The 25,861-nt window shown below is 70.0% G+C and carries 23 protein-coding genes and 1 pseudogene; 14 read left to right on the top strand and 10 right to left on the bottom strand.

What is annotated here, in order from left to right:
* Positions 1-64 precede the first annotated feature (64 nt).
* The 7 genes and pseudogenes from Cba03nite_RS29645 to Cba03nite_RS29680 all read left to right on the top strand — a co-directional run bounded on the left by Cba03nite_RS29645 (position 65) and on the right by Cba03nite_RS29680 (position 8,254).
* Positions 65-2,620: pseudogene (locus Cba03nite_RS29645) on the top strand (ATP-binding protein).
* A complete protein-coding gene (locus Cba03nite_RS29655) occupies positions 2,617-2,949 on the top strand; it encodes an STAS domain-containing protein (RefSeq protein WP_203753183.1) in 333 nt (110 codons plus the stop codon). The pseudogene Cba03nite_RS29645 and the gene Cba03nite_RS29655 overlap by 4 nt, the downstream one beginning before the upstream one ends.
* Before the next feature lie 149 nt (positions 2,950-3,098).
* Positions 3,099-3,458, top strand: coding sequence for an STAS domain-containing protein (locus Cba03nite_RS29660; protein ID WP_203753186.1), 360 nt, complete (start codon positions 3,099-3,101; stop codon positions 3,456-3,458).
* A 223-nt stretch (positions 3,459-3,681) separates the two neighbouring features.
* On the top strand, positions 3,682-3,999 hold the full coding sequence (locus Cba03nite_RS29665; protein ID WP_239126097.1) for an ATP-binding protein: 318 nt from the start codon (positions 3,682-3,684) through the stop codon (positions 3,997-3,999).
* Between the two features lie 207 nt (positions 4,000-4,206).
* Positions 4,207-4,623, top strand: a complete 417-nt coding sequence (locus Cba03nite_RS29670) for a hypothetical protein (protein WP_203753191.1) — start codon at positions 4,207-4,209, stop codon at positions 4,621-4,623.
* A gap of 411 nt (positions 4,624-5,034) precedes the next feature.
* Positions 5,035-6,546 carry a family 43 glycosylhydrolase gene (locus Cba03nite_RS29675; RefSeq protein ID WP_239126098.1) on the top strand — a complete coding sequence of 504 codons (1,512 nt, stop codon included), beginning with the start codon at positions 5,035-5,037 and terminating at the stop codon, positions 6,544-6,546.
* A gap of 58 nt (positions 6,547-6,604) precedes the next feature.
* Positions 6,605-8,254, top strand: a complete 1,650-nt coding sequence (locus Cba03nite_RS29680) for an RICIN domain-containing protein (RefSeq protein WP_203753193.1) — start codon at positions 6,605-6,607, stop codon at positions 8,252-8,254.
* Positions 8,255-8,401: 147 nt separating this feature from the next.
* Here the strand turns inward: Cba03nite_RS29680 and Cba03nite_RS29685 are convergent, their stop codons facing one another.
* From Cba03nite_RS29685 to Cba03nite_RS29705, 5 genes are all read right to left on the bottom strand, one after another.
* Complete coding sequence (locus Cba03nite_RS29685; protein WP_203753195.1) at positions 8,402-9,823, bottom strand: hypothetical protein; 1,422 nt, start codon at positions 9,821-9,823, stop codon at positions 8,402-8,404.
* Positions 9,824-10,168: 345 nt separating this feature from the next.
* Positions 10,169-10,426, bottom strand: coding sequence for a hypothetical protein (locus Cba03nite_RS29690; RefSeq protein ID WP_203753197.1), 258 nt, complete (start codon positions 10,424-10,426; stop codon positions 10,169-10,171).
* A complete protein-coding gene (locus tag Cba03nite_RS29695) occupies positions 10,423-10,860 on the bottom strand; it encodes a MerR family transcriptional regulator (RefSeq protein ID WP_203753199.1) in 438 nt (145 codons plus the stop codon). Before Cba03nite_RS29695 ends, Cba03nite_RS29690 begins: the two co-directional genes overlap by 4 nt.
* Positions 10,857-11,207 (bottom strand): hypothetical protein, encoded by a 351-nt coding sequence (locus tag Cba03nite_RS29700; RefSeq protein ID WP_203753201.1) that lies wholly within the window; start codon positions 11,205-11,207, stop codon positions 10,857-10,859. Before Cba03nite_RS29700 ends, Cba03nite_RS29695 begins: the two co-directional genes overlap by 4 nt.
* 124 nt (positions 11,208-11,331) lie before the next feature.
* Positions 11,332-12,348 carry an RICIN domain-containing protein gene (locus Cba03nite_RS29705; protein ID WP_203753204.1) on the bottom strand — a complete coding sequence of 339 codons (1,017 nt, stop codon included), beginning with the start codon at positions 12,346-12,348 and terminating at the stop codon, positions 11,332-11,334.
* Between the two features lie 197 nt (positions 12,349-12,545).
* Between Cba03nite_RS29705 and Cba03nite_RS29710 the strand changes: the two genes are divergently transcribed.
* Together Cba03nite_RS29710 and Cba03nite_RS29715 are read left to right on the top strand one after the other, a co-directional pair.
* Positions 12,546-13,331 carry a maleylpyruvate isomerase N-terminal domain-containing protein gene (locus Cba03nite_RS29710; protein ID WP_203753208.1) on the top strand — a complete coding sequence of 262 codons (786 nt, stop codon included), beginning with the start codon at positions 12,546-12,548 and terminating at the stop codon, positions 13,329-13,331.
* A gap of 144 nt (positions 13,332-13,475) precedes the next feature.
* Entirely contained in the window at positions 13,476-14,336 is an 861-nt protein-coding gene (locus Cba03nite_RS29715) for a M23 family metallopeptidase (RefSeq protein WP_239126099.1), read from the top strand.
* A 167-nt stretch (positions 14,337-14,503) separates the two neighbouring features.
* On the opposite strand, the gene Cba03nite_RS29720 is transcribed toward Cba03nite_RS29715, so the two are convergent.
* Entirely contained in the window at positions 14,504-14,815 is a 312-nt protein-coding gene (locus Cba03nite_RS29720; RefSeq protein ID WP_203753211.1) for a hypothetical protein, read from the bottom strand.
* Between the two features lie 269 nt (positions 14,816-15,084).
* On the opposite strand from Cba03nite_RS29720, the gene Cba03nite_RS29725 reads away from it, so the two are divergent.
* Together Cba03nite_RS29725 and Cba03nite_RS29730 are read left to right on the top strand one after the other, a co-directional pair.
* Positions 15,085-16,170: a lipase family protein gene (locus Cba03nite_RS29725; RefSeq protein ID WP_203753214.1), complete on the top strand. Its 1,086-nt coding sequence runs from the start codon at positions 15,085-15,087 to the stop codon at positions 16,168-16,170.
* Between the two features lie 239 nt (positions 16,171-16,409).
* Complete coding sequence (locus Cba03nite_RS29730; protein ID WP_203753217.1) at positions 16,410-16,718, top strand: hypothetical protein; 309 nt, start codon at positions 16,410-16,412, stop codon at positions 16,716-16,718.
* Positions 16,719-16,966: 248 nt separating this feature from the next.
* On the opposite strand, the gene Cba03nite_RS29735 is transcribed toward Cba03nite_RS29730, so the two are convergent.
* Together Cba03nite_RS29735 and Cba03nite_RS29740 are read right to left on the bottom strand one after the other, a co-directional pair.
* Positions 16,967-17,824: a hypothetical protein gene (locus tag Cba03nite_RS29735; protein ID WP_203753220.1), complete on the bottom strand. Its 858-nt coding sequence runs from the start codon at positions 17,822-17,824 to the stop codon at positions 16,967-16,969.
* Complete coding sequence (locus tag Cba03nite_RS29740) at positions 17,821-18,438, bottom strand: hypothetical protein (RefSeq protein WP_203753223.1); 618 nt, start codon at positions 18,436-18,438, stop codon at positions 17,821-17,823. Before Cba03nite_RS29740 ends, Cba03nite_RS29735 begins: the two co-directional genes overlap by 4 nt.
* Before the next feature lie 424 nt (positions 18,439-18,862).
* On the opposite strand from Cba03nite_RS29740, the gene Cba03nite_RS29745 reads away from it, so the two are divergent.
* Positions 18,863-21,565 (top strand): helix-turn-helix transcriptional regulator, encoded by a 2,703-nt coding sequence (locus Cba03nite_RS29745; RefSeq protein ID WP_203753226.1) that lies wholly within the window; start codon positions 18,863-18,865, stop codon positions 21,563-21,565.
* A gap of 316 nt (positions 21,566-21,881) precedes the next feature.
* On the top strand, positions 21,882-23,621 hold the full coding sequence (locus Cba03nite_RS29750) for a M28 family peptidase (protein WP_239126100.1): 1,740 nt from the start codon (positions 21,882-21,884) through the stop codon (positions 23,619-23,621).
* 406 nt (positions 23,622-24,027) lie between these two features.
* Here Cba03nite_RS29750 and Cba03nite_RS29755 read toward each other — a convergent pair whose 3' ends face one another.
* Together Cba03nite_RS29755 and Cba03nite_RS29760 are read right to left on the bottom strand one after the other, a co-directional pair.
* On the bottom strand, positions 24,028-24,702 hold the full coding sequence (locus tag Cba03nite_RS29755) for a carbonic anhydrase (protein WP_203753229.1): 675 nt from the start codon (positions 24,700-24,702) through the stop codon (positions 24,028-24,030).
* A 79-nt stretch (positions 24,703-24,781) separates the two neighbouring features.
* Positions 24,782-25,090, bottom strand: a complete 309-nt coding sequence (locus Cba03nite_RS29760) for a hypothetical protein (protein WP_203753232.1) — start codon at positions 25,088-25,090, stop codon at positions 24,782-24,784.
* A gap of 383 nt (positions 25,091-25,473) precedes the next feature.
* Between Cba03nite_RS29760 and Cba03nite_RS29765 the strand changes: the two genes are divergently transcribed.
* Entirely contained in the window at positions 25,474-25,824 is a 351-nt protein-coding gene (locus Cba03nite_RS29765) for an ArsR/SmtB family transcription factor (RefSeq protein ID WP_203753235.1), read from the top strand.
* Positions 25,825-25,861: the final 37 nt, after the last annotated feature.

Below are 25,861 nucleotides of genomic sequence, written 5' to 3' on the forward strand. Positions count from 1 at the left end.
TGGAGACCTCGAAGGAGGAGCGGCTGCAGCTCTCCCTGGACGCGGCCCAGATGGGCACCTTCGTCTGGTACGTCGACGGCCGCGGGGAGCCCGACCCGCGGATGCGGGAGCTGTTCAACCTTCCGCTGGACCTCGATGTGCCGCTGGCGACGGCGATGGCCTCCATGATGCACCCGGACGACCGAGGCCGGTACGCGGCCGCAGCCCAAGCCGCTCTCGACCCCGCGGGGACCCGCGAGCTGCGCGAGGACATCCGGGTCCGGCAGGCCCACGGCGGCTACCACTGGGTCGCGGTCACGGCGCGGGCGACGTTCGTGGGCGATCCGCCGGCCGCGACGCGCCTGGTCGGGGTCGCCGCTGATGTGACCGACCGGTACACCGCCGAAGCGCGGCGCGCGTTCCTGTTCGACCTCACCGAGGCGCTGCGCTCGCTGTCCGACCCCCTGCAGATCGAGTCCTACGCCGCCGAGCGGCTCGGCCGGCACCTGTCGGCCAGCCGGGCCCTGTATCTCGACGTCGTGCACGAGCCCGACAGCGACTACTACGTGGCCAAGAGCGACTACCACGATCCCGCGGTGGCCAGCATCGTCGGCCGCTACCGAGCCGACGACTTCGGCGCCACCCTGTTCGAGGAATGGCGCGCCGGGCGCACCATCGCCGTCACCGACGTGGCAGCCGATCCGCGGCTCAGCGACGCCGAACGGCTCGCCTACCCGGCGACGGACGTGCGGGCGTTCGCCGCGGTGCCGCTGCTGAAGAACGGGCTGCACGTGGCGTCGCTGGTGCTGCACCAGAACGTGCCACGCGATTGGGACCCGGCCGAGATCACGCTCATCGAGGAGGTCGCCGAACGCACCTGGGCCGCGGTCGAGCGGGCCAGGGCCGAGAACGAACTTCGCGACAGCGAGCTGCGGTTTCGCGAAGTGGTGGAGGTGAGCCCGCAACTGGTCTGGGTGGGCCGGCTCGACGGTTCGGTCGAGTTCGTCAACGACAACTGGATCACCACCACCGGTATCGTGCCGGACGGCAACGACCACCGCTCGATGCTGTTCGCAGCCACCCACCTCGACGAGGCCGACCAGCTGCGCGCCGACTGGCACGCGGCCGAGGCCCGCGGCGGCGCATACGAAGGCGAGCTGCGCCTGCGGCAGCGCTCGGGCGGATACCGCTGGTTCCTGGTCCGTATCGTGCCGCTCTACGACGGGGCCGGATCGGTCATCAAGTGGTTCGGGGTGGCGACCGACATCGACGACCGCCGCCGAGCCGATGAGGTCCTGCGTGAGCAGGAACGTCTCGGCCGGCGCATCCGGGCCCGCATGGAGCTGCTCACCGACATCATCAGCGACCTCGACAGGGTGGCCACGGTCGACGACGGACTGCGCTGCCTCGTCGAGCACCTCGCACCGGGGTTCGCCGACCGGGCCGCCGTCGCCGACTCGCCGAACGTGCCGGGCATACCGATCGCCACCGGCCGGGACACGACGGTCAAGCTGGTCGTGGAGTTCGACGAACCTGCCGCGCGTGAGCACCTGGACGAGGATCTGGCGTTCCTGCGCGACCTGGCCGGCCGGGTCGGTGTCGTGCTCACCGGCATCGCGATCCGGCAGGAAGAGCACCGCATCGCGCTGCAGCTGCAGCGCGCTCTGCTGCCGCGCGCCATCGTCAACAGCCCGGACGTGGCCATCTGGGCCCAGTACGAAGCAGGCAGCGTCGCCCTGGAGGTCGGCGGCGACTGGTACGACGCCTTCACCCTTCCAGACGGCCGCATCGCGATCACCGTGGGAGACGTGGTCGGGCACGGCCTCGACGCGGCGATCGCCATGGGAAGCCTGCGCGTGGGCATGCGTGCACTGGCCCCGCACTCCACCAGGCCGGGCGCGCTGCTGTCGCAGTTCGACCGCTTCGCCTGCGACGTCGACGGAGCCGACTTCGTCACCGCCTGCTACGCCGTGTACGACCCGGCCACCCGGCAGCTGCACTACGCCTCCGCCGGGCACCCGCCCATGCTCGTCGTCGACACCGAGGCTCGACGCTCGTGCTCTACTCCGACGGGCTGGTCGAACGTCGTCGCGAACCCATCACCGTGGGCCTCAGCCGCCTGGAGAACGCGGCCACCGCACTGCCCGGCCTTCCGGTCGAGCAGTTCTGCAGCCGCCTGATCGACACGCTCGGAACCGACGAGCAGCGCACCGACGACGCGGTGGCCCTGTGCCTGCGACCCGAATCGCCTGACTTCCACCACCGGATGGAGCCCGACGCCCAGCAACTGCGCCACTTGCGCCGCCTGCTGGCCGACTGGGGCACCCGCCGGCACATCGCCGCCGCCACGATGACCCGCCTGCAGCTGGCCGTCAGCGAAGCGACGTCCAACGCCATCGAGCACGCCTACCACGACCAGGCCCCGGCCACGATCACCATCGTGGGACAGCACGAACCCGGCGGTGACCTCGTGGTCACCGTGACCGACACGGGCACCTGGCGCACACCGTCGGCCGAGCCCGGCAACCGCGGCCGCGGCACCGGCATCATGCGTAAGGTGAGCGACGCCTTCGAACTCGACACCACACATGCCGGCACGACAGTGAAACTCCGCTTCTCACCGAATGGAACCGCGCCATGAGCGACTCCCTAGCCCAGGTCATCGTCGCTGAAGACCGCGGCCGGCCGGTCCTGCGCATCAACGGCGAGGTGGACATGTCCAACGTCGACGAGGTGGACGAGCAGCTGCGCAGTGCCGCCGCAGACACACCCAGCGTCCTGCTCGACCTCACCGAGCTCGGGTTCCTCGACAGCCAAGGGCTTCGCATGATCCAACGGCTCGCCGACGACAACCGGGAGAAAGGCAAGGCGATGGTCGTCATCGCCCCGGAGTCCAGTGTCGTCGGCAGCCTTCTAGCACTCACCGGCATGGACAAGACCGTCGACGTCCGCCAGGCGCTGCCAGACTGACAGGGGACAGCCACGACCGGACGCAACAACGGCGGCTCACGCCGGTGGCCGGCGGGGACCCGCTGCGTGGACCGGCCATCGCCGGTGCGGGTAGAACCGGCATAGATCGACGCCGTCGTGGCCCGAACGGACGTGCTACAACTTGGCGCGTGACTTCGCAGCTGAGCCACCAGGTCGAGTACGACCAGAATGTGGCGCGCGTACACCTGACCGGCGAGATCGATCTCGCCGTCGCCGACCAGCTGTACGAGCTGCTGGTGTCGGCGGCCGGCCAGCGGCCCGGCTTGGCGCTGCAAGTCGACATGAAAGCGGTCACCTTCACCGACTCCTCCGGCGTACACGCCCTCGTACGCTCGCGCGCGCATCCTGGCCGGCGGCGGGGAACTACGGCTGATCAACGTCAGTGGGATGACCGCTCGGGTGCTGCACATCACGGGTGTGTACAGCTACCTGTGCGACGACCAGCAGACGTGACACCGTTTGCGCCTGGCCGCCCGTGCCGGGTGTGATCCGGCATCCGGCGGGTACTGCGGTAGCGAAGGCTGAACGCCGCACCGGCCGCCACGCCTGGGCGGCGGCCGCCTCACAGTTGACGCCGACAGCGGCGCACGGAGGGACAGCAGGGCGGCCACCACGGCCGGAGGAGCCATGCAACAGGTAACAGAGCCATTCGACCCGCCCCCGGCGCATACGGCGGTCATCCTGTTCGATAGCGCGGGTGACCTGGCGAACGTGCGCCGCATCGCCGGGCGGACCGCTGCCGAGCATGGTCTGCCGGCACACCGGGTAGCGGCCTTGGAGGTGGCCGTCAGCGAGATCGCCACGAACACGCTGCGGCACACGCGCAGTGGCGGGCAGCTTCGGGTCTGGGCCGGCGGCGGTTTGGTGACCTGCGAGATCACCGACGGGGGCACCTATCCGCCGCGCCAGCCCGCAGCCCGGCCCTCGGCCGGGGGCTGGGGTCTTGACATCGCCGCCGAGGTGTCCGACGGCCTCCACCTGTACAGCCGACCGGGATGCTCCATCTGGCGGCTGTCGTTCCTGCTCTGATACCTCAACCGGCTCACACTTCGCCCACCCTGGGCGCACACGGCATGATCTTTTCGCCGTGATGTACCCCCCCAGACCCACATCGTGCGTCCGTGAGTCTGGCGGTAGCGCTCTCCCACGGCGCCATGTGCGTGCCCGTCGGCGACCGCGACTCCACACGCCGTCAGCAGACTCGGTCCGCAACAGGGGAGTGGCGTTTTGCGACAGATGTATCTCGTGATCGGCCGGTTCGTTGATCACGATATGAAGCCACGCGCCGTTCTCGGGGCCATTGCCGTCTCGGCCATGCCCCTGTTCCTGGCGACTCCCGCCCAAGCCGCTGATCCGGGGCCCCGCGAGGAGATCGGAGGTCTGAACATCATCAGCGATCTGCTCAAGCCCGGCAGCGACGATGACATCAAAATCGCCAACGGGGGGCCGGTAGGCCCAGGACTCAGCGAGCTCGTCGCGATCGCGGAAGGCATCTTGAGGAAGTACGGCATCACCAAGTCGTTCGCGGACATCCAAGACCTCGACGCGGGGATCCTCGCGATCGCTTCAGGCATCCTCAACATCAACGGCCAGGACGGCATCATCGCAGCCCCCGGGAAACTGCTCGGCAGTTCTCTGCCGAAGACGCGGTGACCACAACAGAAGCGGCGACGGTCCTCAACTTTCCGTGATGCCAAGATGCGGGTCCGGCTGGCGTGCCGACGTGGCCGCTGAGCAGGGCGGCGTTTGTTCGGGGCAGCCGGACGCCGCTCGGCAGACCTTGACAGTCAACGATGTGACCGCTAACAATCTCCTTGGCTGAAACACTTTCGAAACGTGCCGGCGAGAGGGCATCAACCGGCACCACCGGGCTTCGAACGTGCTGTCCCGCGTCGCTGCACCGACGCGGTCGACGACCCACGACGGGTGCACACCCCGTGCGCCACCGCCGTTCGTCACCAGGCCCGGTCGACCACGACCTGCTGAGACGGGCGGGCCGTGCACCGTCGTCTTCTCCCATCACCTCGGCGGCTGCGCCGCCGGCAAGCAGAGGACGGTACCCCCATGCCCGATGCACTCCCCTCTGGCACGCCACCGAGACGGCGTGCCCGCATCGCCATGACCGTCGCCGCCGTGCTCGCCCTCGGCGGCGGGGGAGCGGTCGCGGTGATGACCACCGCCGACGCGGCGACGATCGACACGTCGGCGTACTACCAGCTGGTCAACAGACACAGCGGCAAGGCCCTGGAGATCGCCGGCTCGTCCACCGCCGACGGGGCCGCGCTCGTGCAGCGCACCCCGAACGCCACCGCGGCCAGCCAGCAGTTCCAGTTCGTCGACGCGGGCGGCGGGTTCTACCGGCTGCGCGCCCGGCACAGCGGCAAGGTCCTCGACGTGTACGAGCGCTCGACCGCCAACGGCGCCGACATCGTGCAGTGGACCGACCTGAACGGCACCAACCAGCAGTTCTCGGTCCAGGACATCGACGCCACCCACCTCCAGCTGATCAACCGCAACAGCGGCAAGGCCCTTGACCTGTGGGGCTGGTCGACGGCCGACGGCGCCCGGTACTCCCAGTACGACGACACCAACGCTGCCAACCAGCAGTTCCGGCTGGTCCGCGTCGGCGGCGCGACCACCCCGAGCGCGTCGCCGACGAGCACGCCCGGCACACCCCCGGCGCAATACCCGCTGCCCGGCCTGGTGACCGGGGACGTCGGCACCCACGACCCGACGGTCGTGAAGAAGCCCGACGGGACGTACCTGCTGGCCGCGACCGGGATCAACCTGTCGCTGAAGACGTCCGCCGACCGCGTCGCGTGGCGCAACGCCGGAGCGGTGTGGCCCAACGGGGCGTCGTGGACGACGCCGTACACCAACGGCGACCGCAACCTGTGGGCCCCGGACATCTCCTACCGCAACGGCCAGTACTGGCTGTACTACTCGGCCTCCTCGTTCGGGTCGCAGCGCTCGGCGATCTTCCTGGCCACCTCGCCCACCGGCGCCGCCGGATCCTGGACCCACCGCGGCCTGGTGATCGAGTCGTCGACGTCGGTCAACTACAACGCCATCGACCCGAACCTGATCCTCGACGACTCCGGGAACTGGTGGCTGTCGTTCGGCTCGTTCTGGTCCGGGCTCAAGCTCATCCGCCTCGATAACGCCACCGGCCTGCGCTCAGCCGCCGACACCCAGGTCCGCAGCCTGGCGTCACGCCCGAACGCCGGCGGTGCCGTCGAAGCCCCCTACATCGTCAAACACGGCGGCTACTACTACCTGTGGATGTCGTTCGACCTGTGCTGCAAGGGCGCGTCCAGCACCTACCGGATCACGGTCGGCCGGTCGGCCGACGTCACCGGCCCGTACGTCGACCGCAACGGCACCGCGCTGACCAGCGGCGGCGGCACCCAGGTCCTGGCCGGGCACGGCTCCATCCACGGCCCCGGACACCAGGCGGTCCTGCCGGACACCGACGGCGAACAGCTCGTCTACCACTACTACGCGGACAACGGCGCCTCGCTGCTCGGCATCAACCGCATCGGCTACGACGCGGCCGGCTGGCCCTACGTCTACTGATCCACCCAGAACAACCATCCGCAGACCTGAGCCCATCGCCCCCATCGAAGGAACAACGATGTCAACCAACCCGGCAAAGAACTCCCGTCCTCCGCACACACCCTGGCGCACCGGACTCGTGCTCGCCACCGCCTTCATCCTCGCGGCCCTCGGAGCAGTGGCCTGGATGCAGCCCGCGCAGGCCGCGACCGTGAACACCTCGGCCTGGTACGTGCTCGTCAACCGGCACAGCGGCAAAGCCCTCGACCTGTACAACCTCGACACCGCCGACGGCGCCCCGATCGTCCAGTGGGCCCGCAACGACGGCAGCCAGCAGCAGTGGCAGTTCGTCGACTCCGGTGGCGGCTACTACCGGCTCAAGTCCCGGCACAGCGGCAAGGTCCTCGACGTCTACGAACGGTCGACCGCGGGCGGGGCGAACATCGTCCAGTGGCCCGACACCAACGGCACCAACCAGCAGTTCCGCCTCGCCGACTCCGACAGCGGCCACGTCCGGCTGATCAACCGCAACAGCAACAAGGCGCTCGAGGTCTTCGAATGGTCGACCGCCGACGGCGCCCGGATCTCCCAGTGGGACGACCTCAACGGCGCCAACCAGCAGTGGCAGCTGGTCCAGGTCGGCACCGGCGGCACCACCTCGCCGCCCCCGACGTCCGGCTGCGGCAGCGGCACCTTCCACGGCGAGGTCACCCTGTCCGGCAGCACCTGGACCGCCCGCAACGGCGGCACCACCCGCTACACCGGCGGCGACATGCTCGCCGCGATGCAGGCCGCCGTCAACGGCCTGACCGCCGGGCGCACCAGCAAGCAGCGCGTGGTCGTACGCGGCTCGGGCAACGTGCCCGCCAGCGCCCGCCTGTCGCTGCCCAGCTACACCGTCCTGGACGTGTGCGGCACGATCAACGTGACCGGCGCCGGGTCCGGTGACATGGCACCGGTCTACTCCCGCGGCACCACCGACATCGAGGTGCAGAACCTCAAGCTCACCGGCACCCCCGTGTACGGCATCTTCACCCGCAACGTCAACAACCTCACCCTCGGCCAGATCGACATGCGGCTGTCCAGCGGCCTCGGCGTGCGCATCGACAACCGCGGCGACACCACCCAGTGGAGCCGCAACGTCCGCATCGACAACGTCTACGTGTCCGGCGCCAGCTCGCACGCCGTGGAGACCTACGGCGTCGACGGGATCACCATCGGCACCGTGACCGCCCGCAACGTGGGCGAGTCCGGCCTGCTGCTCAACCAGACCATCAACGCCACCATCGGCACCGTCGACGCGGACAACGCCGGGGCGGGCACCGGATACGCGGCGTTCCGGATGGCCAACCGCAACGGCCGCATCGGCAGCGCCTACAACACCAACATCCGCGTCGGCACGGTCAAGGCCCGCGGCGGCGGCCGTGGCATCTTCTGCGTCTCCGAAAGCGGCGGCGCGGTCATCGACCGCATCGACATCGCCAACACCGGCAACAACTCGATCCTGATCGAGAACTGCTACAACGTCACCATCGCCGCCGTGTCCGGCACCGTCAACGGCGGTGGGGAGGTCCGCATCTCCGCACGGACCGAGTTCCCGCTGTCGTCCGGGATCGCCCTGCGCAACCTCACGGTGTCCAACACCAACATCCGGCAGAGCCCGTGCGGCGGGGCCAACAACACCATCACCAACGTGACCCGGGTCAACTCGACCCTCACCTGGTGCTGACCACGCCCACTGCCTGAACCGGGCGGCGGCTGCGGCGCCGGGAGCCGCAGCCGCCCTACCCGGCACGACACCCCCGGGCAGCCCTCGGCATCCGATCAGCAGACGCCGACCGCCACGACGCGGCGGGGGTTAGAACGTCACGCTGGATCAGGTCAGTACCCGGCTGACAGGAGTGATCGTCTGGGAGACGAAGAGCCCTCCGAGGTCCAGCAGCCCGAACCGCAGTGTCGGCAGCTGGCCTGCGGTCAGCCCGGTCGGGGCGAACTGGTAGACCGGCTGCTGATTGACGTAGATCTCGTACGCCGGAAAGCCGTCGCGCTGGCCACTGACCGTCACGCGCGTCGAGTCACCGGTCGTGTCGAGTTCCACGGCGAGATTCCAGTTGATCGAGGGCGACAACGGGATGAGACCGTTCTTCGCCACGCCGTTCAGCGTCAGCCTGCCGCGGTGTGCGGCGACCTGGCTGACCGTCGGTACGTCGATCTCGTCGCTGCTTCCCGGATTGACCCCCTGGCGCAGCACGCAGTCGTTGACCGGACCGTCATGGTCCGACGGGTCGATCCTGCCGACAACCCCGTGGTTGAGCGCACCCCGCGCGCCCGGGCGGTTCTTGACGAAGCTCTCCGAGACCCCCGCGTCGGTGACGACGGAGTCCGGGTCGACGAGGAACTCCGTCCGGGCACCCTTGTCGATCGCCACGACGGTCGCCTTCTGCAGCGAGCGGTAGCGCCGCCCGGTGGCGCCGCTGGCCGCGGCGTAGCTGTAGCCGCGGTCGTCGCCTGCCCCGATGACGGTGTACAGCTGCTCCGGTGCTCCCGGCTCGGGCCGGGCGAAGCAGCCGTTGCCCCAGTTGCGGTTGAAGATGGGCAGCTCGGTCGCGTTGAGTCGGGACACGATGGTGCTGTCGATGTAGTTGGAGGGGATGAAGGTCGCGAACACGACCTCGTACCTGGTCGCGGGGCAGCCGCCGTACCGCGGATCACCGGGGACCTGCGGACAGTCGTCGAACTCGTCGTCCAGACCGTCATGGTCGGTGTCGACATCCTCGGGTTCTGCGGCCGGCATCGGTACGACCGCCACGAACGCGTCGCCGCATCCGCAGCTGCTGCCGGCCCTGTCCAGGACGATGACAGCCCGCTCGGAGCCGGTCGTGTCACCGAGCAGCTCCCCGCCCAGAGTCACGTGGGGCAGGGACATCACCAGAGTCGGGGGCGTGGCACCGGCGACGCTGCCGATCGCGGCCTGGTCGTCGCTGCCGCACCCGCCCGTCGACTCGAACACCTCGACCGAGTAGGTCTGCGCCGGGATCCCGGACAGCGACAGGTCGATCCGCAGCTCGTTGCCCACGCGCGTCAGCGACACCGTCGCAGGCGTCGATGCTCCGCCGTCGCCGGTGCTTCCGTCGCACCCGATTCCCGAGCCGACGGTGACGAACTGCCCGGAGGTCGTCGCGGCGGCTGCCGGTGAGGTGGCCGCCGTGACGATCAGGCCGCTGACCGCCAGCAGCATCGCCGTGTTCAGCACCGCGGTGAGCCGCCGCGGACGGGTCTTCGCTTCGACTGCTTCCATGCTTCCCCCACTACTGCGGTCCGGTTGAGGCCGGACCGTGTCTGAACGATCTGGCCTCGTGAAGCTGACGGACCGTGAAGTCTCCCCGGCGACGCATGCTCTACCAGCCGTGATCTTCCGGCCCTGCACGCCCGATCCCGTCGAGCACAGGCTCGGCTGTCATAGGCGCACGAGCAGGGGTCCGTGCCGTTGACACCGGGCTTGACCAAGCCAGTCGTCTCGCGCGCACGTCGGCTCGGCGCTGGGAGCCGAGCTCACCCGAATGCTGTCCGCGACGACAGGAGTGCGGCCAGGGCGGACAGGATGACGGAGCGGGCGACCGTCATGCCGGGCAGCCTCGCTCCCTCACCGGGCGGCGCCACAGGAGCAGTCGCCGCCCGCGCAGCCGGTGGCATGGGTACGGCGGCGGGCCCACCACCACGCCAGGCCGGTGACCGCGGCCAGGGCCAGGGCGACGCCGGGCATGATCTGGCCGAGCACCGCCCAGCCGGCGCCGCCGAGCAGCCCCGCGGCCAGCAGCAGCGGGATGAGGCAGCACAGGGCACAGGCCAGGCCGGTCAGGCCGGTGAGGCTGCCGGGCAGCAGGCGGCGGAGGGCGCTCATGAGGCGGGTCCTTTACGGTCGAGGTCGGCGAAGGGCAGGGGACAGCAGTCGGTGGTGGCGCAGGTGGCCAGGTCGTCGCAGCCGGCGGCCAGGGCGGCGCGCAGGCTGGCGGCGATGGCCTGCAGGTCGGCGATCCTCGCTTCGATCTCGCTCAGCTTGGCGGTGGCGCGTTTCTGCAGGCTCGCGTCGCGTCGGCGGCCGTGGCGGTGGGTGCCGAGGTCGACGAGTTCGGCGACCTCGTCGAGGGTGAACCCGAGCCGCTGCGCGGTCTTGATCACCCGCAGGACGGTGAGGGCTTCGGCGGGGTAGAGGCGGTGGCCGCCAGGACTGCGCACCGGTTCGGCGAGCAGGCCGCGGCGTTCGTAGTAGCGCAGCGTCTGCTGGTTCACCCCGGCCGCCTGGGCGAGTTCGCCGCTGCGCAGCGGGCCGTTCACCTGGCGCCGCCGACGGCGGTCGCTCGCTCGGCGACGGCGTCGAGCACGTCGATGTGCGCGACGGGCACCTCGATGTCGAGCCGCACGCGTCCGGGCCCGTCGGCGGCGACGGTGAACGTGAAGAACGAGCAGCACTCGCTCTCGCGGGCGGCCAGGTCGCTCACGTCGGAGGCCGCGTCGGGGCCGCCGGACAGCAGCAGGCGCAGGTGCCGGTCGTTCACCCGCTCACCCGGCCCGATGGCACGGGCGAACAACGCGTCGAACTCGGCAAGCCGGAACGGCCGCTCGGCGGTGGGCAGGGTGCATGCCTGCGGAACCCAAGCCGGGGGCGGGGTTTGATCAGCCATGACCCCACCGTAAGCCTGTACCCGGGTACAGGATGCAAGCCGGTGGAGCGGCCAGGGAACGTGGACGGTGACGTGCTCGGCTTGGTGGCGGCAGCGAGCCGGGCCTGCCCTGCCCGGCTCGCTGTCAGGCGGCTGCCTTGTAGATGTACCACTCCTGGTTGGCCTGGCCGTCGAGGCACTGGTGGATCTGCACCTTGGTGCCGTCGGCGACGCCGTAGTCGATCCGGTTGTCCACGTCGAGGCAGGGCCAGCCCTCCCCGCCGTACGCGACGATCTTGTAGACGGGCCAGTCGAGGTCGTGGTTGACAGGGATCAGCAGCCACTTGCGGTTCTGCGTCGGCGTAGCCGAACATTGCCGCTGCCGCACCGCGGTCCCGTTGGCGGTGTTGTCCCACGTCAGGCAGCTGGACAGATAGTGCGCCGGCTGGAACCGGACCACCGCCGGGGCGAGCACGGAGCCGGTGTAGGGGCCCGGTTTGAAGACGAACGGCGCCTCAAGTTCGGTGATGGCCCACAGCTGGTTCGTCTGCGCGTAGGGCAGGCACGTCCACTGCTGCACCCGCACGCCTTCGTAGGTGCCGTTGTTCTGGGCGGTGTCCACGTCGAGGCACTTGTCGGTGTGCGTCGGGCCGATGCGGTACCAGGTTCCGGCCGGGGTCAGCAGCCACCTGATCCGTGACCCGCCTTGGAAGACCCCGGTTCCGTCCCAGCCGAGACTTCTGCCCGACTTGACGTTGGTGAACTGGTACTCGTGCGTGATGGCGTCGACGTTCACCGTCCACAGCTTCCACGTCGACGAACCGCACGTCACCTGGACGATCGGTGTGCCAGAGGCGGTCGAGCCGCCCTCCGGCGCCAGGCAGGTCGTGTAGCTGCTCCGGCGGGCCTGCAGTTGCACCTGGTTACCGGAGTACCGCTTCACCCGCACCATCTGGTTCGTGCCGCCGTCGCAGCCGGCCAGCAGCACGGCTGTCGACGCGTTCGTTACGCATAGCGAACCGGTAGAGGTGTTGACCAGGTAGTCGGGCGGCGACAGCGTGTCGGCGAAGGCGGCCGACGGGGCCACCAGGGCTCCGGCCGTGCCTGCCACGACCGTCATCACGACGGCGACCCCGCCCATGACAATGCTTCTGAATGACATGCGGAAATCATCATTGATGTCGATGCGTCGAACAATCTCATGCCGATCGGTGAGATGCGCCCGAGCGTTCTGCGGATCACCGATTCGGGAAGGGGCGCCCGCGCGTCATCCAAGGGCACCTGTCAGCGCCGGGGCGGCCGCCGCATCGGCTGGGAAAATCGCTGTCCGGTCCTCGGAGCGCAGTGATAGAAAGCCGGGTGCTCAGAATACTCACGTTCCCTGATCAGCTGCGGCTGATCAACGAACGGTCGGCTGCCTTCCATGCGGCGGTCGTCGCGGCACCCGGCCTCGACGTTCAGATGCCGACCCATCCCGAGCGGACGCTGTTCGATCACGTGCAACACGTGGGTATGGGCCGCCGCAAGGCAGCCGCCATCGTCACCGCCGGGCCCGCGGACGCTCCGCCGGAGGAGTCCGCATGGGCAGGCGGCGCGGGTGCACCTCGGGAGCGCGAGGCTCTCCTGGCCTGGTGGGCCGAGTCCGTCGAGCACCTCATGAGCGTGCTGCGCGAGGCGGGCCCGGATCGCGGTTGCTGGACATGGTGGGGCGACTCGCCGTCACCGCAGACCTCCGGGGCCTGGGCGCGGCGCCAGCTCCACGAGATCGCGGTGCACACCTACGACGTCCAGCTCGCCGGGGGTGCCCCGCAGCCGATACCGGAGGAGATAGCCCTCGACGGTTTCGACGACTGCCAGCTCACCCTCTGTGCGACGACGGTCGCCTGGCCGCACGAACCCGCCGTCGTCGATTACCACGCCACCGAGGGCCACTCCTGGCGCCTTCGGCTGTCCCAGGACGGCGCACAGGTCGCCCACCTCACGTCCGCGGTCGGCCAGGACCCGGACACGGCCGACGCCTCCGCCCGAGGCACGGCCAGTGACCTGGTCCTGTTCTTCTACGGCCGCATACCGCTGGATTCGCTGAAGTCCGAAGGCGACCGCCGCATCTTCGACCAGCTCGCAGCCTGGGACCCCTCCGTGTGACAACCGGCTGTCGAAGGAGAGCGGCGCGCCAAACCATCCCGGATCGCTCTTCTCGGGCAATCCGTCCGTTATAGAGCCTATGTACCGCCCCGCCGTAACGTCGCAGCGCGCGTCAGTGCGCTCGGCTTTCGGAGGAGGACGACGTTGAAGAAGTCTGTCATCGCCGTGATCGTCGCGGCCATGCTGGGCGGGGTCGTGGGGGCCACGCCGGCACACGCGGCGACCGCACGCAACGGGGTGTGCGAGGACGGGGAGGTCTGCCTCTACTACAACAGCAATCACGAGGGGTCGCTGGTCGACTTCAGCGGCTCGGTCAGGGACTACGGCACCGGGGCGGGCTGCGTGACTTTCATCAGCGCGGGCAGCGGGCGGGGCCAGTGCGTGAAGAACAACGCGGCCTCGGTCTGGAATCGCAAGTCCGTTCCGGTCACGATCTTCTACAAGAGCGATTGGGCGGGGGCGATCGACTCGTTCATCGCCGGCCGCAAGGACAACCTCAGCGCGGCGCTGAAGAACGAGAACGCCGGCCACGTCGTCGGCGAGGCGGGCAACGACCGCCTGGAGTACGGCGTCTACCACGACGCGGGCGGCGCGATCAGCGCCTACTTCGACGGCTACCTGTCCACCTCGGGCCGCCACGAGGGCATCGACTTCGCACGTGGCGCAGGGTCACCCGTGTACTCCCTCACCGCCGGTACGGTGATCAACAAGGTCGAAGGCGGCGGTGGGCTGTCCACGCTGTCGATCTACAACGCCGAGCTGGATGCGAGCATCATCTACCTGCACACCGATCCGCTCGACGGGCTCAGCGTAGGGGAGCACGTCAGCCGCGGCCAGCGGATCGCCACCGAGGCATCGCGCGGCGCGAGTTCGGCGCACACGCACGTGGAGATGCGTCCGGGCCGCAGGGAGCTGGCCGCTCCCAGCGTCGACAACTTCACGTTGAGCAACCCGATTCCGACGACGTTCTGGATGAACCGCGGGTTCAACATCTGCTGCCAGTAGTGGCCGGACGCCTGCCGGTGCCGGGTACGGGCGCGGCACCGGCCCGGCGTTGTGTGCCGGGTGACCTGCCCGCGCCCGTACCCCCGTCTCAACGTCGGGACGATGTTCATGCCCGCGGAGCGGGGCAGCGGGTTGCCTTGCGCCGTGCGTGCGACTGGACGTCGTCATCAGCCGCCGTGGCTGTCACCGCGGCTTTGTTCGCGCGACCGCCGGACCAGTATCACCACCAGGACGATCACGGCCATTACCGCGGTGAAGGCGGCGCACAACGCGGCGGTCTTCGCATCCAGCGGCTCCGGGTCCGGTGCGATGTCGGCAAGAATTCCGGGCATCGGCCCAGTATCGCGATCATTGCGGCGTTCGTCCCTAGGCCGAACGGTCGGCGGCTGCGCCATGCAGTTCTTGATCAATAAGGGCGCGCCGTTGCCCGATCTATCGATTAAGTCTAATGTGGTGAGCTGGCGGGCGGGAGCGTCCACGGCTCGAGCGGATTCGGGGTCGTGCCGCGCAAGGAACGGGCGAAGGGCAGCGAACACGTCCGTGTGCACGCCGACGGCCGTCGGCGTGTGCCAACCGCGACGCCCGCCCCTGCTCTCCTCGGGTCCCTTCCCGTCTGAGGAGCCCCATGGCACATCCCCACATCCACCTCCACCGCCGGCCGCCGGTCCTGCCTGCCGCCGCCGGTGATCGCGCCGTAGCCCGCCGCACGCTTCGGTGGTCCGCTGCCGTCGTCGCCTGCCTCGTCGCGGTGAGCGCGACTCCAGCCGCGGCAGGCCCCGCGACGGCCGTCCCGCACGGCTCCGGCAGCCGCGCGCCGGGCACCCCGGTGGCGGTGGAGCCGCTGCCGGAGCCGCTGCGGCCGGCCGGATCCGGTCCCGCGTGGCGGCTGCGCTACCTCTCGACGTCGTGGAACGGCCACCCGACCGTGGCCAGCGGCACGATCACCCTGCCGGCCGGCACCCCACCGGCGGGCGGGTGGCAGCTGGTCAGCTTCGGCCCGGGGTTCAACGGCACGCCGGACCGGTGCGCCGCCTCGCAGGCCGGCACGCCGCCGTTCATCCGCCCACTCAGCGAGGCGCTGCTCCGCGCCGGGTACGCCGTGGCCGTCACCGATTACGAGGGCATCGGCACACCGGGCGAAAGCTCGGTCGTGCACGGCCCCGCGGAGGCGTACGCCATGGTGGACATCGTCCGCGCCGCACGCCGTCTCGCCCCGGTGTCGCGGCGATGGGCCGCCGCCGGATACTCGCTCGGCGGCCACGCGGCGCTGTGGACCGGCTCGCTCGCTGATGGATACGCGCCGTCACTGCGCCACGTCGGCACCATCGCGATCGCACCCACCACCCAGTGGGGCCTGCAGTTCGCCGCTGCCGGAAACCCGGCCGCGCCGGTGAACCCCGCAGTGCCCTACCAGGGCCGCACCCTGCCGGTGACCCACCCCGGCGGGTTCCGCGCCGCGGACTGGTTCACCCCGGCCGGCCTCGACCTGGTCGACCTCGCCGGACACGTCTGCATCGAGCAGATGGCCGCGGCGCTGACCGGGTTGACGATGGCTGACGTGTTCACCGACCCGTCCGCCGCGATGGGCGAGTTCACGGCCCTGTTCGACCCGCACGAGGTCCCGGTCCGGCGCTACCCCAGACCGGTGCGCCTGGCCCACGGCACGGCCGATCAGCTGCCCGCCGTGCTCACCGAGATCACCGCCGGGCAGCTCGCCGCGGCCGGCACCGACGTCATCTACACCCCGGTGTCCGGAGCAGACCACTTCACCGTGGCGGCGGCGATCGCGCCGCAGGTCGTGCAGTGGCTGGAGGAGCTGTTCAGGCGCCCGTAGCAGTCCGCGACCAGCCGTGCCACGGCGCGCTGGTGTTCAGCCCGGTGCGGGAACCCGCCCGCACCGGGCCCACAGCGTGGTACGGCCTCAGGTCGCCGGCTGTTGCCGCTGTCGGCCCGGACCGACGATCTGATACCCCGAGGGCGGCTATCGATCGACGATGGTAGGTATTGACGGGAATCGAACAGGGCGAATATCGTGGTGAACTAATTGTTAGGTGTGTTAAATAAAGGGGGAGCATGAACCTCAGAAGGGTGGCGACGTACGCGTCGCTCAGCGTCCTCACGGCCGTCGGCAGCGTGGTTGCGACGGGCTCCGCCGCGTCGGCTGCGCCGACCGGCTGCACGGTCACCTACGGCTCCAACTGGGCGCAGAGCATCTGCACCGGCGGGACCGGTGAGCACCAGGTCAACATGCTGCAGAAGCACTTCATGCCGGGTGTCGGCTACATCGCATGCCCCGGGAACTGGGCCGCCGTGGGCCAGGTCTCCTACGCGGCGTGCGCCAACCACACCATCGTCGACGTGTGGGTCAACACCCGCGGGTGACTCGTACGCCCGTCCCGCTGGACCCGCAGCCAGGCCACTGCTGCGTACGCATACACGCCGCTCCGCCGCAGGCCTGACCGTCCGGCGCGGCCCACCGGCCCGGGTCGGCCTGCCCCCGGCCATCTGCTCCAGTAGCTTGCGCAGCGCACGAAACCGGGGGCGGCACCGCGGCGACGGCGCCGCCCCCGGCCATACCGGAGACGTCATGCCTTTGTGCTCGACGGCATCGACGCTGGGCTTCGGTGGGTCTACCCGGTGCTGCCGTAGGCGAATCGGAGCCCTTCACCCTCCGACAGGACGATGAGCTGGCCGTGGCCGACGCGCCAGCCTGCCGGGAGCAGGAACACGGTGGTCCCGGTCCGTTCGACGAACTTCAGGCCGCGGTAGCGGTAGGTGGACTCGTCGAGCTGCTCTGTCGTGACGCCGGGTCCGTCGAGGTACAGGGGTTCGGCACTGGTGACGGTCACATCGGGCTGCTTGGCGAAACCGGCGACGAAGTCGTCGGCGAGTTCGGCGCCGACGACCGCGGCCCGGTGTGAAGCCGCGGTGAACAGGCAGACGCCCAGCACCAGCAGCAGGAACAGCTGGGTCATGGTGTCGGCCTGCGGTGTCTGGCCCTTCCGCAGTCCGCGCAGCCGCAGCCCGGCGGCGAGCAGCAGGATGCCCGCGGCCACCGACAGCGGCCACAGCGTGTAGGCGGTGGCGTTCCACACCGGGAACGTCACCGCGAATCCGGCCGGCAGCAGGACGGCTGCCACGATCAGTACAGCGGGCAGCAGACCGGCGGCCCGGTGCGGGGAGGTGGCGGTTCGGGTCAGCCGCTGCCATGCCCAGGTGCCGAGCAGTCCAAGGCCGCCGACGATGGCGAGCAGGACGAGCACCTGGTCGATGCTGCGCAGCACGTACTCCTGGGTCGACATGCCGAGCAGCGCCTGGTCGAAACCGAGGAGCCGGTTGTGCTCCTCTGCGCGCCACCAGCCGAAGTAGACCAGCAGCGCGGTGATGACGGTGACGTTGGCCAGCAGGAGCAGCAGCTGCCGGGTCAGTTCGGCCGCGGCGCTCAGGTGCGGCTGGGGTAGTGGCTCGGCGGTCTCCGGCTGGGTCATCTCTGCACCAGTGCTCGGGGGTCGGTGTCAGCCTGCCACTGGAGGACCTTGTCCGGTGCGTCGGCGTTGGAGCAGATGACGTCGTCTCGGTCCTTCTTGTCGATGGTGCTGGCCACCGACTTGTACATCTCACACACGTGCCAGCTCAGTGAGCTGGAGGTCTCCGACCAGCCGATGTGGTTCCAGCCGCCGAATTGGTCGCTGACCGCCTCGTAAAGGGCCGCTGCGCGGCGGGGATCGGCCTTCTTGTCGTTGTTGCCGCAGAGTTCGACGGCGGCTTGGACCAGGAGCACCTCACGCGGGTCGAGGAAGTCCTGCCAAGCGTCGTCGTCCATGTTGTCGGCGGCCGTCTTGCATTTGCGGTTGCCCAGCAGGCTGTAGACCGTGTTGACCGTGCTCCTGTCCAGCGACGGGTCGCCCTTGGGCACGCCGAAACCGTACTTGGGCTTGGCCGGTGCTTCCTGTTGCGAGTTGGGCGCCGACTGCTGCGTCGGCGGGCAGCGGTCTGCCGCGCAGCCGGTCAGCGCCAGCGCGACCGCGGCGGACATCACCGCCATCGTGCGGGCATGTCTGACTTTTGCGACGGTGCGCGACATGCGGGTGCCGAAGATCATGTGCAGTCTGATGCCCGACCGCTGTCGGCTGCCCGTGGGTGGAGTGGTGGAAAGGTGCGGGTGAGGTCGCATGGGATCCGTCCTGGTTGTGAGCATGCCCGGGTTGCCGTCGTGGCTGGGCGGGCTGCCGGCCCACTACTGAGAGGAGGCCGAGCATCGCTGGATACAGCGCAGACCCGGGAGACGGCGGCTTTCGCTCGTGCCGAGCGGTGCTTCACGCTCTTGGGCCGATCCGACTCTGGCCGGGCAGGACCGTCGCGGATGCTGCAACCAGGATTGCGATCATGTCCGAGCCGGGCGCGACCACGGAGTTGAAGTCGACCACGTCGCCGATCGCGGCCGATCCACCCTGTCAGCGCCCTGCGCGAGTCATAGCATCCGGATGAAACTTCCGGCGACTCGCGGCCGTCGATAACCTGCCCCGATGGACGGCTTGACTTCAGTCCTCGGGCGAGCAGCGGTGATCGACGGCTGTCGGCGACACCTTGCCACGGGAAGCGGGGTCCTGCTGTACGGGCCCGCCGGTATAGGAAAGTCCACGGTGATCGGCGCGGTCGCGGCCGCAGGCGAGGCCCTGGTACTGCACAGCGCTGCCTCGGCCACCGAAGCACATCTGCCCTACGTGGCGCTGTTCGATCTACTCGCCACCCACCTTGATGCCGCCGACGACGCGGTGCCCGCCCATCTGGCGGCGACATTGCGCGCCGCGCTGCTGCACGAGCCACCCGCGGCCGGCACGGCCACCAGTCAGCCGGCGCTGCGGATCGCCGTGGTCGAGCTGTTGCGGGCACTGGCCGAAAGGCAACCGGTCCTGATACTTCTCGACGACGCCCAATGGCTGGATCCGCCCAGCATGGAGGTGCTCGCGTTCGCGGTGCGGCGGCTGGGCGGATCGCGGATCGCGACGTTGGTCACCGAGCGCGTCGCCGATGGTGACGAACCTTCCCTGGGCGAGTTGTGCACGTCCCCGACGGTCGAGATCCCGCTGGGCGGGCTGGCGGAGACAGAACTCGCGGCGTTGCTCAGGACGCGCCTGGCGCTGCGGCTGCACGGCTCGGCCATGGCGCGGATCACCGCCGCCAGCGGCGGCAATCCGCTGTTCGCGCTCGAACTGGGCCGGGCGCTGGTCCGCGATGACGTCACACCACGCCCAGACGAACCGCTGCGGGTCACACGCCGGCTGCGTGATCTCGTCTCCGACCGGCTGGCTGGGCTTGCGCCCGCACTGCGCCCGGGGCTGCTGATGCTTGCAGCGGGCGGCCCCGCGCCCACCGAGACGGAGGCGTCCGCCGCCCTGGCCGAAGGGGTGCTGGTTCTTGGCGCCGACGGCAGATACCGGTTCAGCCATCCGATGCTGTCCGAGATCGTGTACGCGGACGCGACCCCGCATCAGCGCCTGGCCGCGCACCTGCGTATCGCCGATCTGACCGACGACCCGGTGCGACATGCCCGGCACCGGGCCCTGGCCTGCAGCCGGCCCGATGCCGAACTCGCCGCCGCGCTGGACCGGGCCGCTGACGCGGCACGCCGCCGGGGTGCGCCCGGTACGGCTGCGGAGCTGTCGCGCCTGGCAGCCGACCGCACCCCGGCAGACCCCGCGCTGGCCGCGCGACGCCTGCTGAACGCGGCCGACAGCAGCCATGCGGCCGGTCTTTTCGCGGACGCGCGCGCCGACTGCGAGCGTGCGCTCGGCGACGCGGACGTCGAAGGCAGGGTGAGCGCACGCCTGCTGCTGGCCGACCTCGACGCCGACAGCGAACGCACCAGCAGACTCCTTGCGGACGCCGCTGCCGACGCGGCTGGCCACCCGCACCTGATGGCTCGTGTCCACCTGTATCAGGCAGATGTCGCCATGAGATCCGGTGAGCTGTCGAGCTGCCTGGCCGACCTGGAGCAGGCCGAGGCGCTAGCCGGTGACAGCACCGAACTGATGACCCGGATCCTCAGCGTCCGAGGCCCGGTGGAGCTGTTCACCGACGGCGCACGGGCGATCCGCACCTACCGGCACGGTGTACGGCTCACCGAAGGCGGGCCGCTCACCGAAGCCGCCGTGTACCTGCGTGCTGGCCTGGCGGTCGCGCGGCTGCGTCAGGGCGGGGTGTCCGTTGCGGTGCGGGACCTGGAATTGCTTCGTGGCGATGTCGAGGCCGCCGGACGGTTTCGCGAGCTCGGCGACGTGCTGCACGTGTTGACCGTCGCCTACGAGCGGGCCGGCCGGTGCCGGCAGGCGTACAGCACAGGCCTGGCCGGGGCGCGCTTCCGTGAGGATCTCGAGCCCAACGCCGGACGTGCGCTGCTGTTGCGGGGCATGGCCGAACTCAACGGCGGTACGGCGGCGGCCGCGGCGTCGGCGTTGGAGGCAGCCGCCGCTGCGCTGGAACCGCAGAACATGACCGAAAGCCGGGCCTACTCGCTCGGGCTGCTCGGCCGGGCACGCTACCTGCAAGGCGATGTCGGCACCGCCGCCGCGCTGCTGGCCCGGTCCCGTGAGCTGCTCGACGGCATCGGCTACGTCGACCCGGCGCTGTTCCTGCTGGACGCCGACCTTGCGGAGGCGTTGACGCGCGCCGGTGCGACGGAGCAGGCCGCCCATGTACTGCAGGAGGCACGGGCCCGAGCCGGGCGCGAGGATCGCACCGTCGTCCGGCTGGGACTCACCCGCGCGGAGGCGGTGCTCCAAGCCGCGAGGGGGGAAGCGCACACGGCCGCCTCGCTGTTGCGCGACACGCTGGGGCATGCCGCGGACCATCCCTATCCGCTCGAAGTGGCCCGAGCCTGGGCATCTCTCGGCGCGATCGAGGCGGCCGTCCGCCGCCGCGCCGCTGCACGCATGGCATACGGCGAAGCCGCCCGCCGGTACGCGCGCCACGGATGCACTCCCTGGCTGCGCTACGTCCAAGCCGCGCTGGACGATCTGGACGGTCACGGCCGTCCGCCTACCGACCTGGAGCAGCACATCATCGACATGGTTCGCGCAAAGGCGACCAACCGGCAGATCGCCGCCGCGCTGCACCTGTCGGTGAAGACGGTCGAGGCGCATTTGACCCGCGTCTACCGAATGCGCGGTGTTCGCAACCGAGCAGATCTCGTCAGCCGATTGGCGCAATCGCAAACACCGCCACGTTGAGCCGCGCCAACGGGGTGGGCCCGCAGCAAAGCGCAGCTCAAGAACGTCACCGCGCAACGGGACCGCCGTTCCTCCACTGCGCCGCGCGGCGTCCTCGGCGTCAGCCGGACAGCCGCTCTCCCGGCCGGCCGGGCCTCATCGCGGACCCACCGGACCCGACGGCGGACCGGGGGAGACCCCTGCTTCAAGCACTCGTGCGTGCCGGTTCGTCGAGGGTCGAGACAAGGGTGGCGCAAGGGGTCATCCATGTTGCCCTATCTGTTAAGACTGTTGTTCATTGGTGCGGGCAGTATCCACAGCCGTCGAGGAGCGCAATGTGAAACGGACCGCATCCATTCTTCTCAGCCTGGCGCTGGGCACGCTCGCTGTCCAAACGTTCATGCCACAAGCCGCAGCCGACCCTGTCCCCATCGGATGGGCGACCGTGGCGGCGGCCGCGCCGGACATCGACGTGGCGAGCGTGCAGTCGCACCTGACCCAGTTCAACACCATCGCGAACCAGAACGGTGGCACCCGGCGCGCCGGATCCGCGGGATACACCCAGTCGCTGGCATACGTGAAAGGCCGACTGCAGGCCGCCGGATTCACCGTGGCCGAACAGCGCTGTACCACCTGCACATACGTGTCCAACAACCTGATCGCCGACTGGCCGGGTGGCGACACGGCCGCCACGTACATGTTCGGCGCTCACCTGGACAGCGTGTCAGCCGGACCGGGCATCAACGACAACGGATCCGGCTCGGCCAGCCTGCTGGAGGTCGCGCTGCAGCTGGCCGCAGCCAACCCGCCGATGCTCAGGCACGTGCGGTTCGGCTGGTGGACCGACGAGGAACAGGGCCTCAACGGCTCCGAGTTCTACGTCAACTCGCTCTCCACGGCCCAGCGCAGCGCGATCAAGGGCTATTACAACTTCGACATGGTCGCCTCGCGCAACGGCGGCTACTTCATCAACAACATCAACGGCGCCACCGCGGCGCCGCTGCGGGAGTACTGGACGTCGCTGAACCTCGCCCCGCAGGAGAACGTCGAGGGGCAGGGCCGCTCCGATGACTACTCGTTCCAGCTCGCGGGCATCCCCACGTCCGGTTACGCGACCGGGGCGAGCGCCCGTAAGACCTCGGCGGAGGCGGCCAAGTGGGGCGGCACGGCCGGTTCGGCCTACGACCCCTGCTACCACCGCTCCTGTGACACGACCAGCAACATCAATGCCACCGCCCTCAACCGCACCGCGGACGGCATCGCGTACGCGGTGTGGAAGGTGGCCGTCGGCACGACCGTCCCGTCGGACTACTCCCTCGCGGTGAGCCCGGGCGCGGGCGGCACCCAGCCCGGAGGATCGGTCTCGGCCACCGTTTCGACCACCACCACCTCCGGCAGCCCGCAGACGGTGAACCTGTCGGCGTCCGGTCTGCCGGCCGGGGCCACGGCGAACCTCAGCCCGTCGTCGGTGACCTCAGGCAACTCCGCGACCTTGACCATCAACACCGGGCCGGGCACCGTCGCGGGCACCTACCCGATCACCGTGACCGGCACGGGCAGCACGACGCACAGCGTCACCTACCAGCTGACCGTCGGCACCGTGCCCAGCGACTTCTCGCTCTCACTGAGCCCCGGCACCGGCAGCGTGGGGGCCGGCGCGGCGGCGACGTCGACGGTCGACACCGCCACCGTGTCCGGCCCGGCGCAGACGGTGAACCTCAGCGCCGGCAGCCTTCCGCCCGGCACGACCGTCAACTTCAGCCCGGCGTCAGTCACGTCGGGCAACTCGGCGAGCCTGACGATCTCCACATCGGCCGCCACCCCCGCCGGAACCTACGCGATCACGGTGACCGGCACAACGGCGGCCACGAGCCACGCGGCTACGTACACGCTGACCGTCACGGTGCCCGGCGGCGGCTGCGCCGGCATCCCGGCATGGAGCGCGAGCCAGGCATACGCGCCAGGTGACACGGTCTCCCACATCGGCCGCAAGTGGAACTCGACGTGGTACTCCACCGGCGCCGAGCCGGGCGCGGCCCAGTCGTGGGCGGTGTGGAGCGACGCCGGACCCTGCTGACCTGCTCCTCCCCGACGGTGGCCTGGGCGCGCCCACAAGGTTCGCCCAGGCCACCCCTACCGCCTCCAAGCAGTGAGAAGTGACACGCGCCATCAAGCGGATCACGACCGCGGCCACCCGGCCCCGGCCGGTGTCAGGTCACGGAGCTGAGGTCCTGGCGTCGCAAACGGGGGTGACATCCGATGTGGGGGCGGACCTGCACGGTCGGTGTAAGGGCGTGGCGTCGGCGTCCAGGGCGCGCAGGTGTGAGGGCTGCGGCGCCGGGTCGGCGATGCAGGCGGTTGCTGGGGCCGTGCGAGCTCGTGTGCGGCCCGCAACCGAGACCGGCGATGCGGTCCGCGCACGACGCGAGGGTGCCTGAAGGGGGCCTGTACACCTGCTGCCGGGTTGCGGTCGGCTCCACCCGCTAGAGGAAGGGCACTTCGCCGGTGTCCAGGTCGTAGACGGCGCCGGTGACATGTAGCCGGCCGGTCTGCACCCTGCCGGCGATCGGCGGGCTGGAGTGCAGCCGGCGGATCTGCAGGGCGATGTTGGCCCGCACCACGTTGGCGACCAGGTCGCCGGGGCGGCCGAGCACCGCTTCGACCGCTGGGCGCAGATGCCGCACGAGCGTGCCGGCGTATCCGGGGCCGGGCCCCGGGCCGGTGAGTGCGTCGATCGCGGCGGTGACCGCGCCGCAGCGCTCGTGGCCGAGGACCACGAGCAGCGGGGGATCGAAGTGCTCCAGGGCGTAGGCGACGCTGGCCATGAGCAGGTCGTCAGCGATGTTGCCGGCGACGCGGTTGTCGAACACGTCACCCAGTCCCTGATCGAAAACGATCTCCGGCGCGACGCGGGAGTCGGCGCAGCCCAGCGTGATGACGAACGGGTGCTGCCCGGTGGCGAGCTGGTGCCGGCGGTGGGGCTGCTGGTGGGGGTGGCGCGCGGCGCCCAGGCGGAACCGGCGGTTGCCCGCGGCCAGCCGGGCCAGCGCGTGTGACGTCCGGTGCGGCGGATCGTGCTGCGCCGAATCGGTCGGTGGTAGCGCCGGGTGGTGCAATGCCAGCGGCAGCCCGGCTGCCAGCAGGGCGCGTCTGCGCATGATGGGTTCTTCCTCGCGCTGCGATGGCGCCTGGAGGTCATGTGAGGCGGGAGTGCAAGGCCGCGGGTCGGGTGCCGGATCAGCCGTCGGGAGATGCTCCGTCGGCTGTGCTCGCGTCGGGTGGGATCGGACCGTTGCGGGCGGGGTCGCCGGCGAGGACCTGGCGTGCGAGCGGGCAGACCCGGGTGATCAGTAGGTCGCCGCGGTGCGGCTGGGTTTCGAGGAAGCCGGCGACCTGTAGGGCGGTCAGGGCCGCGCGGATCCGGTCGGGCCGTTGACCCAGCTCGGCGGCATAGGCGAACGGGTCGACGACGGGGATGCCCCGGTCGTAAGCAGCGACGACCTCGGCCAGTAGTGGTCGCTGCAGCTGCCTCCATAGCCGCTCCACGCCTGGGCCAACGAGCATCGGGGCTGACTGCTACCTCGCCGTGACGATTAGTGATATGAATCACATGATATGCGCAGTGCATACACGAAGCAGTTGAACAGATATTCAATTGTCTAGCTGGCTGGTGCCGTCGCCTCGGGAATGCGGCGGTGCCAGCCTGACCGACGGGCGTCTGGCAGGCCCGTCGAACCCTTTCGGCGCGGCGGCAGGGCCTGGCGTCGTGGTAAGCAGCCGACTTCGCCTGCCTCTGTGCATGGCGTCCGGGCATGTGGGTGTCCGGCGGGCCGCAGACCTGGAACCGTCGACATCCTGGTGAAGCTCCTTAGCAATTGATAATATGTTCAATTGCTGAGTAAGTATGAGCGAGCTTGGAGTGCCAGGTCGTGGGTGTGCCGCTGTACCAGAGCAAGGCCGAGTTCTTCCGCACGCTGGGCCATCCGGTGCGCATCCGCGTGCTCGAACTGCTCGGCGACGGGCCCAAGGCCGTCCGTGACCTGCTCGCCGACGTCGAGATCGAAGCGTCGAGCCTGTCGCAGCAGCTGGCGGTGCTGCGCCGGGCCGGGGTCGTCGTGTCCTACCGAGACGGCGCCGCGGTCATGTACGCCCTGTCCGGGCCGGACGTGGCCGAGGTGATGGCCGCCGCACGCCGGTTCCTCACCGCGATGATCGCCGGGCAGGCCGAGCTGCTGGACGAGTTGCGCGACGCCCGGGCCGCCACGGCGGCCGCCGAGTGAGCGGCGTCGCAGCGGCCTGCCGCAACGGCTGGGACCG

It is taken from the genome of Catellatospora bangladeshensis, from assembly GCF_016862575.1.
In the GTDB taxonomy this organism is placed as follows: domain Bacteria; phylum Actinomycetota; class Actinomycetes; order Mycobacteriales; family Micromonosporaceae; genus Catellatospora; species Catellatospora bangladeshensis.

Coding starts and splice junctions, on each gene's coding strand:
- Cba03nite_RS29655 (WP_203753183.1), top strand. CDS start 2,617: ATGAGCGACTCCCTAGCCCAGGTCATCGTCGCTGAAGACCGCGGCCGG.
- Cba03nite_RS29755 (WP_203753229.1), bottom strand. CDS start 24,702: ATGCGCAGACGCGCCCTGCTGGCAGCCGGGCTGCCGCTGGCATTGCAC.
- Cba03nite_RS29685 (WP_203753195.1), bottom strand. CDS start 9,823: ATGGAAGCAGTCGAAGCGAAGACCCGTCCGCGGCGGCTCACCGCGGTG.
- Cba03nite_RS29740 (WP_203753223.1), bottom strand. CDS start 18,438: ATGATCTTCGGCACCCGCATGTCGCGCACCGTCGCAAAAGTCAGACAT.
- Cba03nite_RS29690 (WP_203753197.1), bottom strand. CDS start 10,426: ATGAGCGCCCTCCGCCGCCTGCTGCCCGGCAGCCTCACCGGCCTGACC.
- Cba03nite_RS29680 (WP_203753193.1), top strand. CDS start 6,605: ATGTCAACCAACCCGGCAAAGAACTCCCGTCCTCCGCACACACCCTGG.
- Cba03nite_RS29700 (WP_203753201.1), bottom strand. CDS start 11,207: ATGGCTGATCAAACCCCGCCCCCGGCTTGGGTTCCGCAGGCATGCACC.
- Cba03nite_RS29670 (WP_203753191.1), top strand. CDS start 4,207: ATGTATCTCGTGATCGGCCGGTTCGTTGATCACGATATGAAGCCACGC.
- Cba03nite_RS29735 (WP_203753220.1), bottom strand. CDS start 17,824: ATGACCCAGCCGGAGACCGCCGAGCCACTACCCCAGCCGCACCTGAGC.
- Cba03nite_RS29675 (WP_239126098.1), top strand. CDS start 5,035: ATGCCCGATGCACTCCCCTCTGGCACGCCACCGAGACGGCGTGCCCGC.
- Cba03nite_RS29745 (WP_203753226.1), top strand. CDS start 18,863: ATGGACGGCTTGACTTCAGTCCTCGGGCGAGCAGCGGTGATCGACGGC.
- Cba03nite_RS29705 (WP_203753204.1), bottom strand. CDS start 12,348: ATGTCATTCAGAAGCATTGTCATGGGCGGGGTCGCCGTCGTGATGACG.
- Cba03nite_RS29730 (WP_203753217.1), top strand. CDS start 16,410: ATGAACCTCAGAAGGGTGGCGACGTACGCGTCGCTCAGCGTCCTCACG.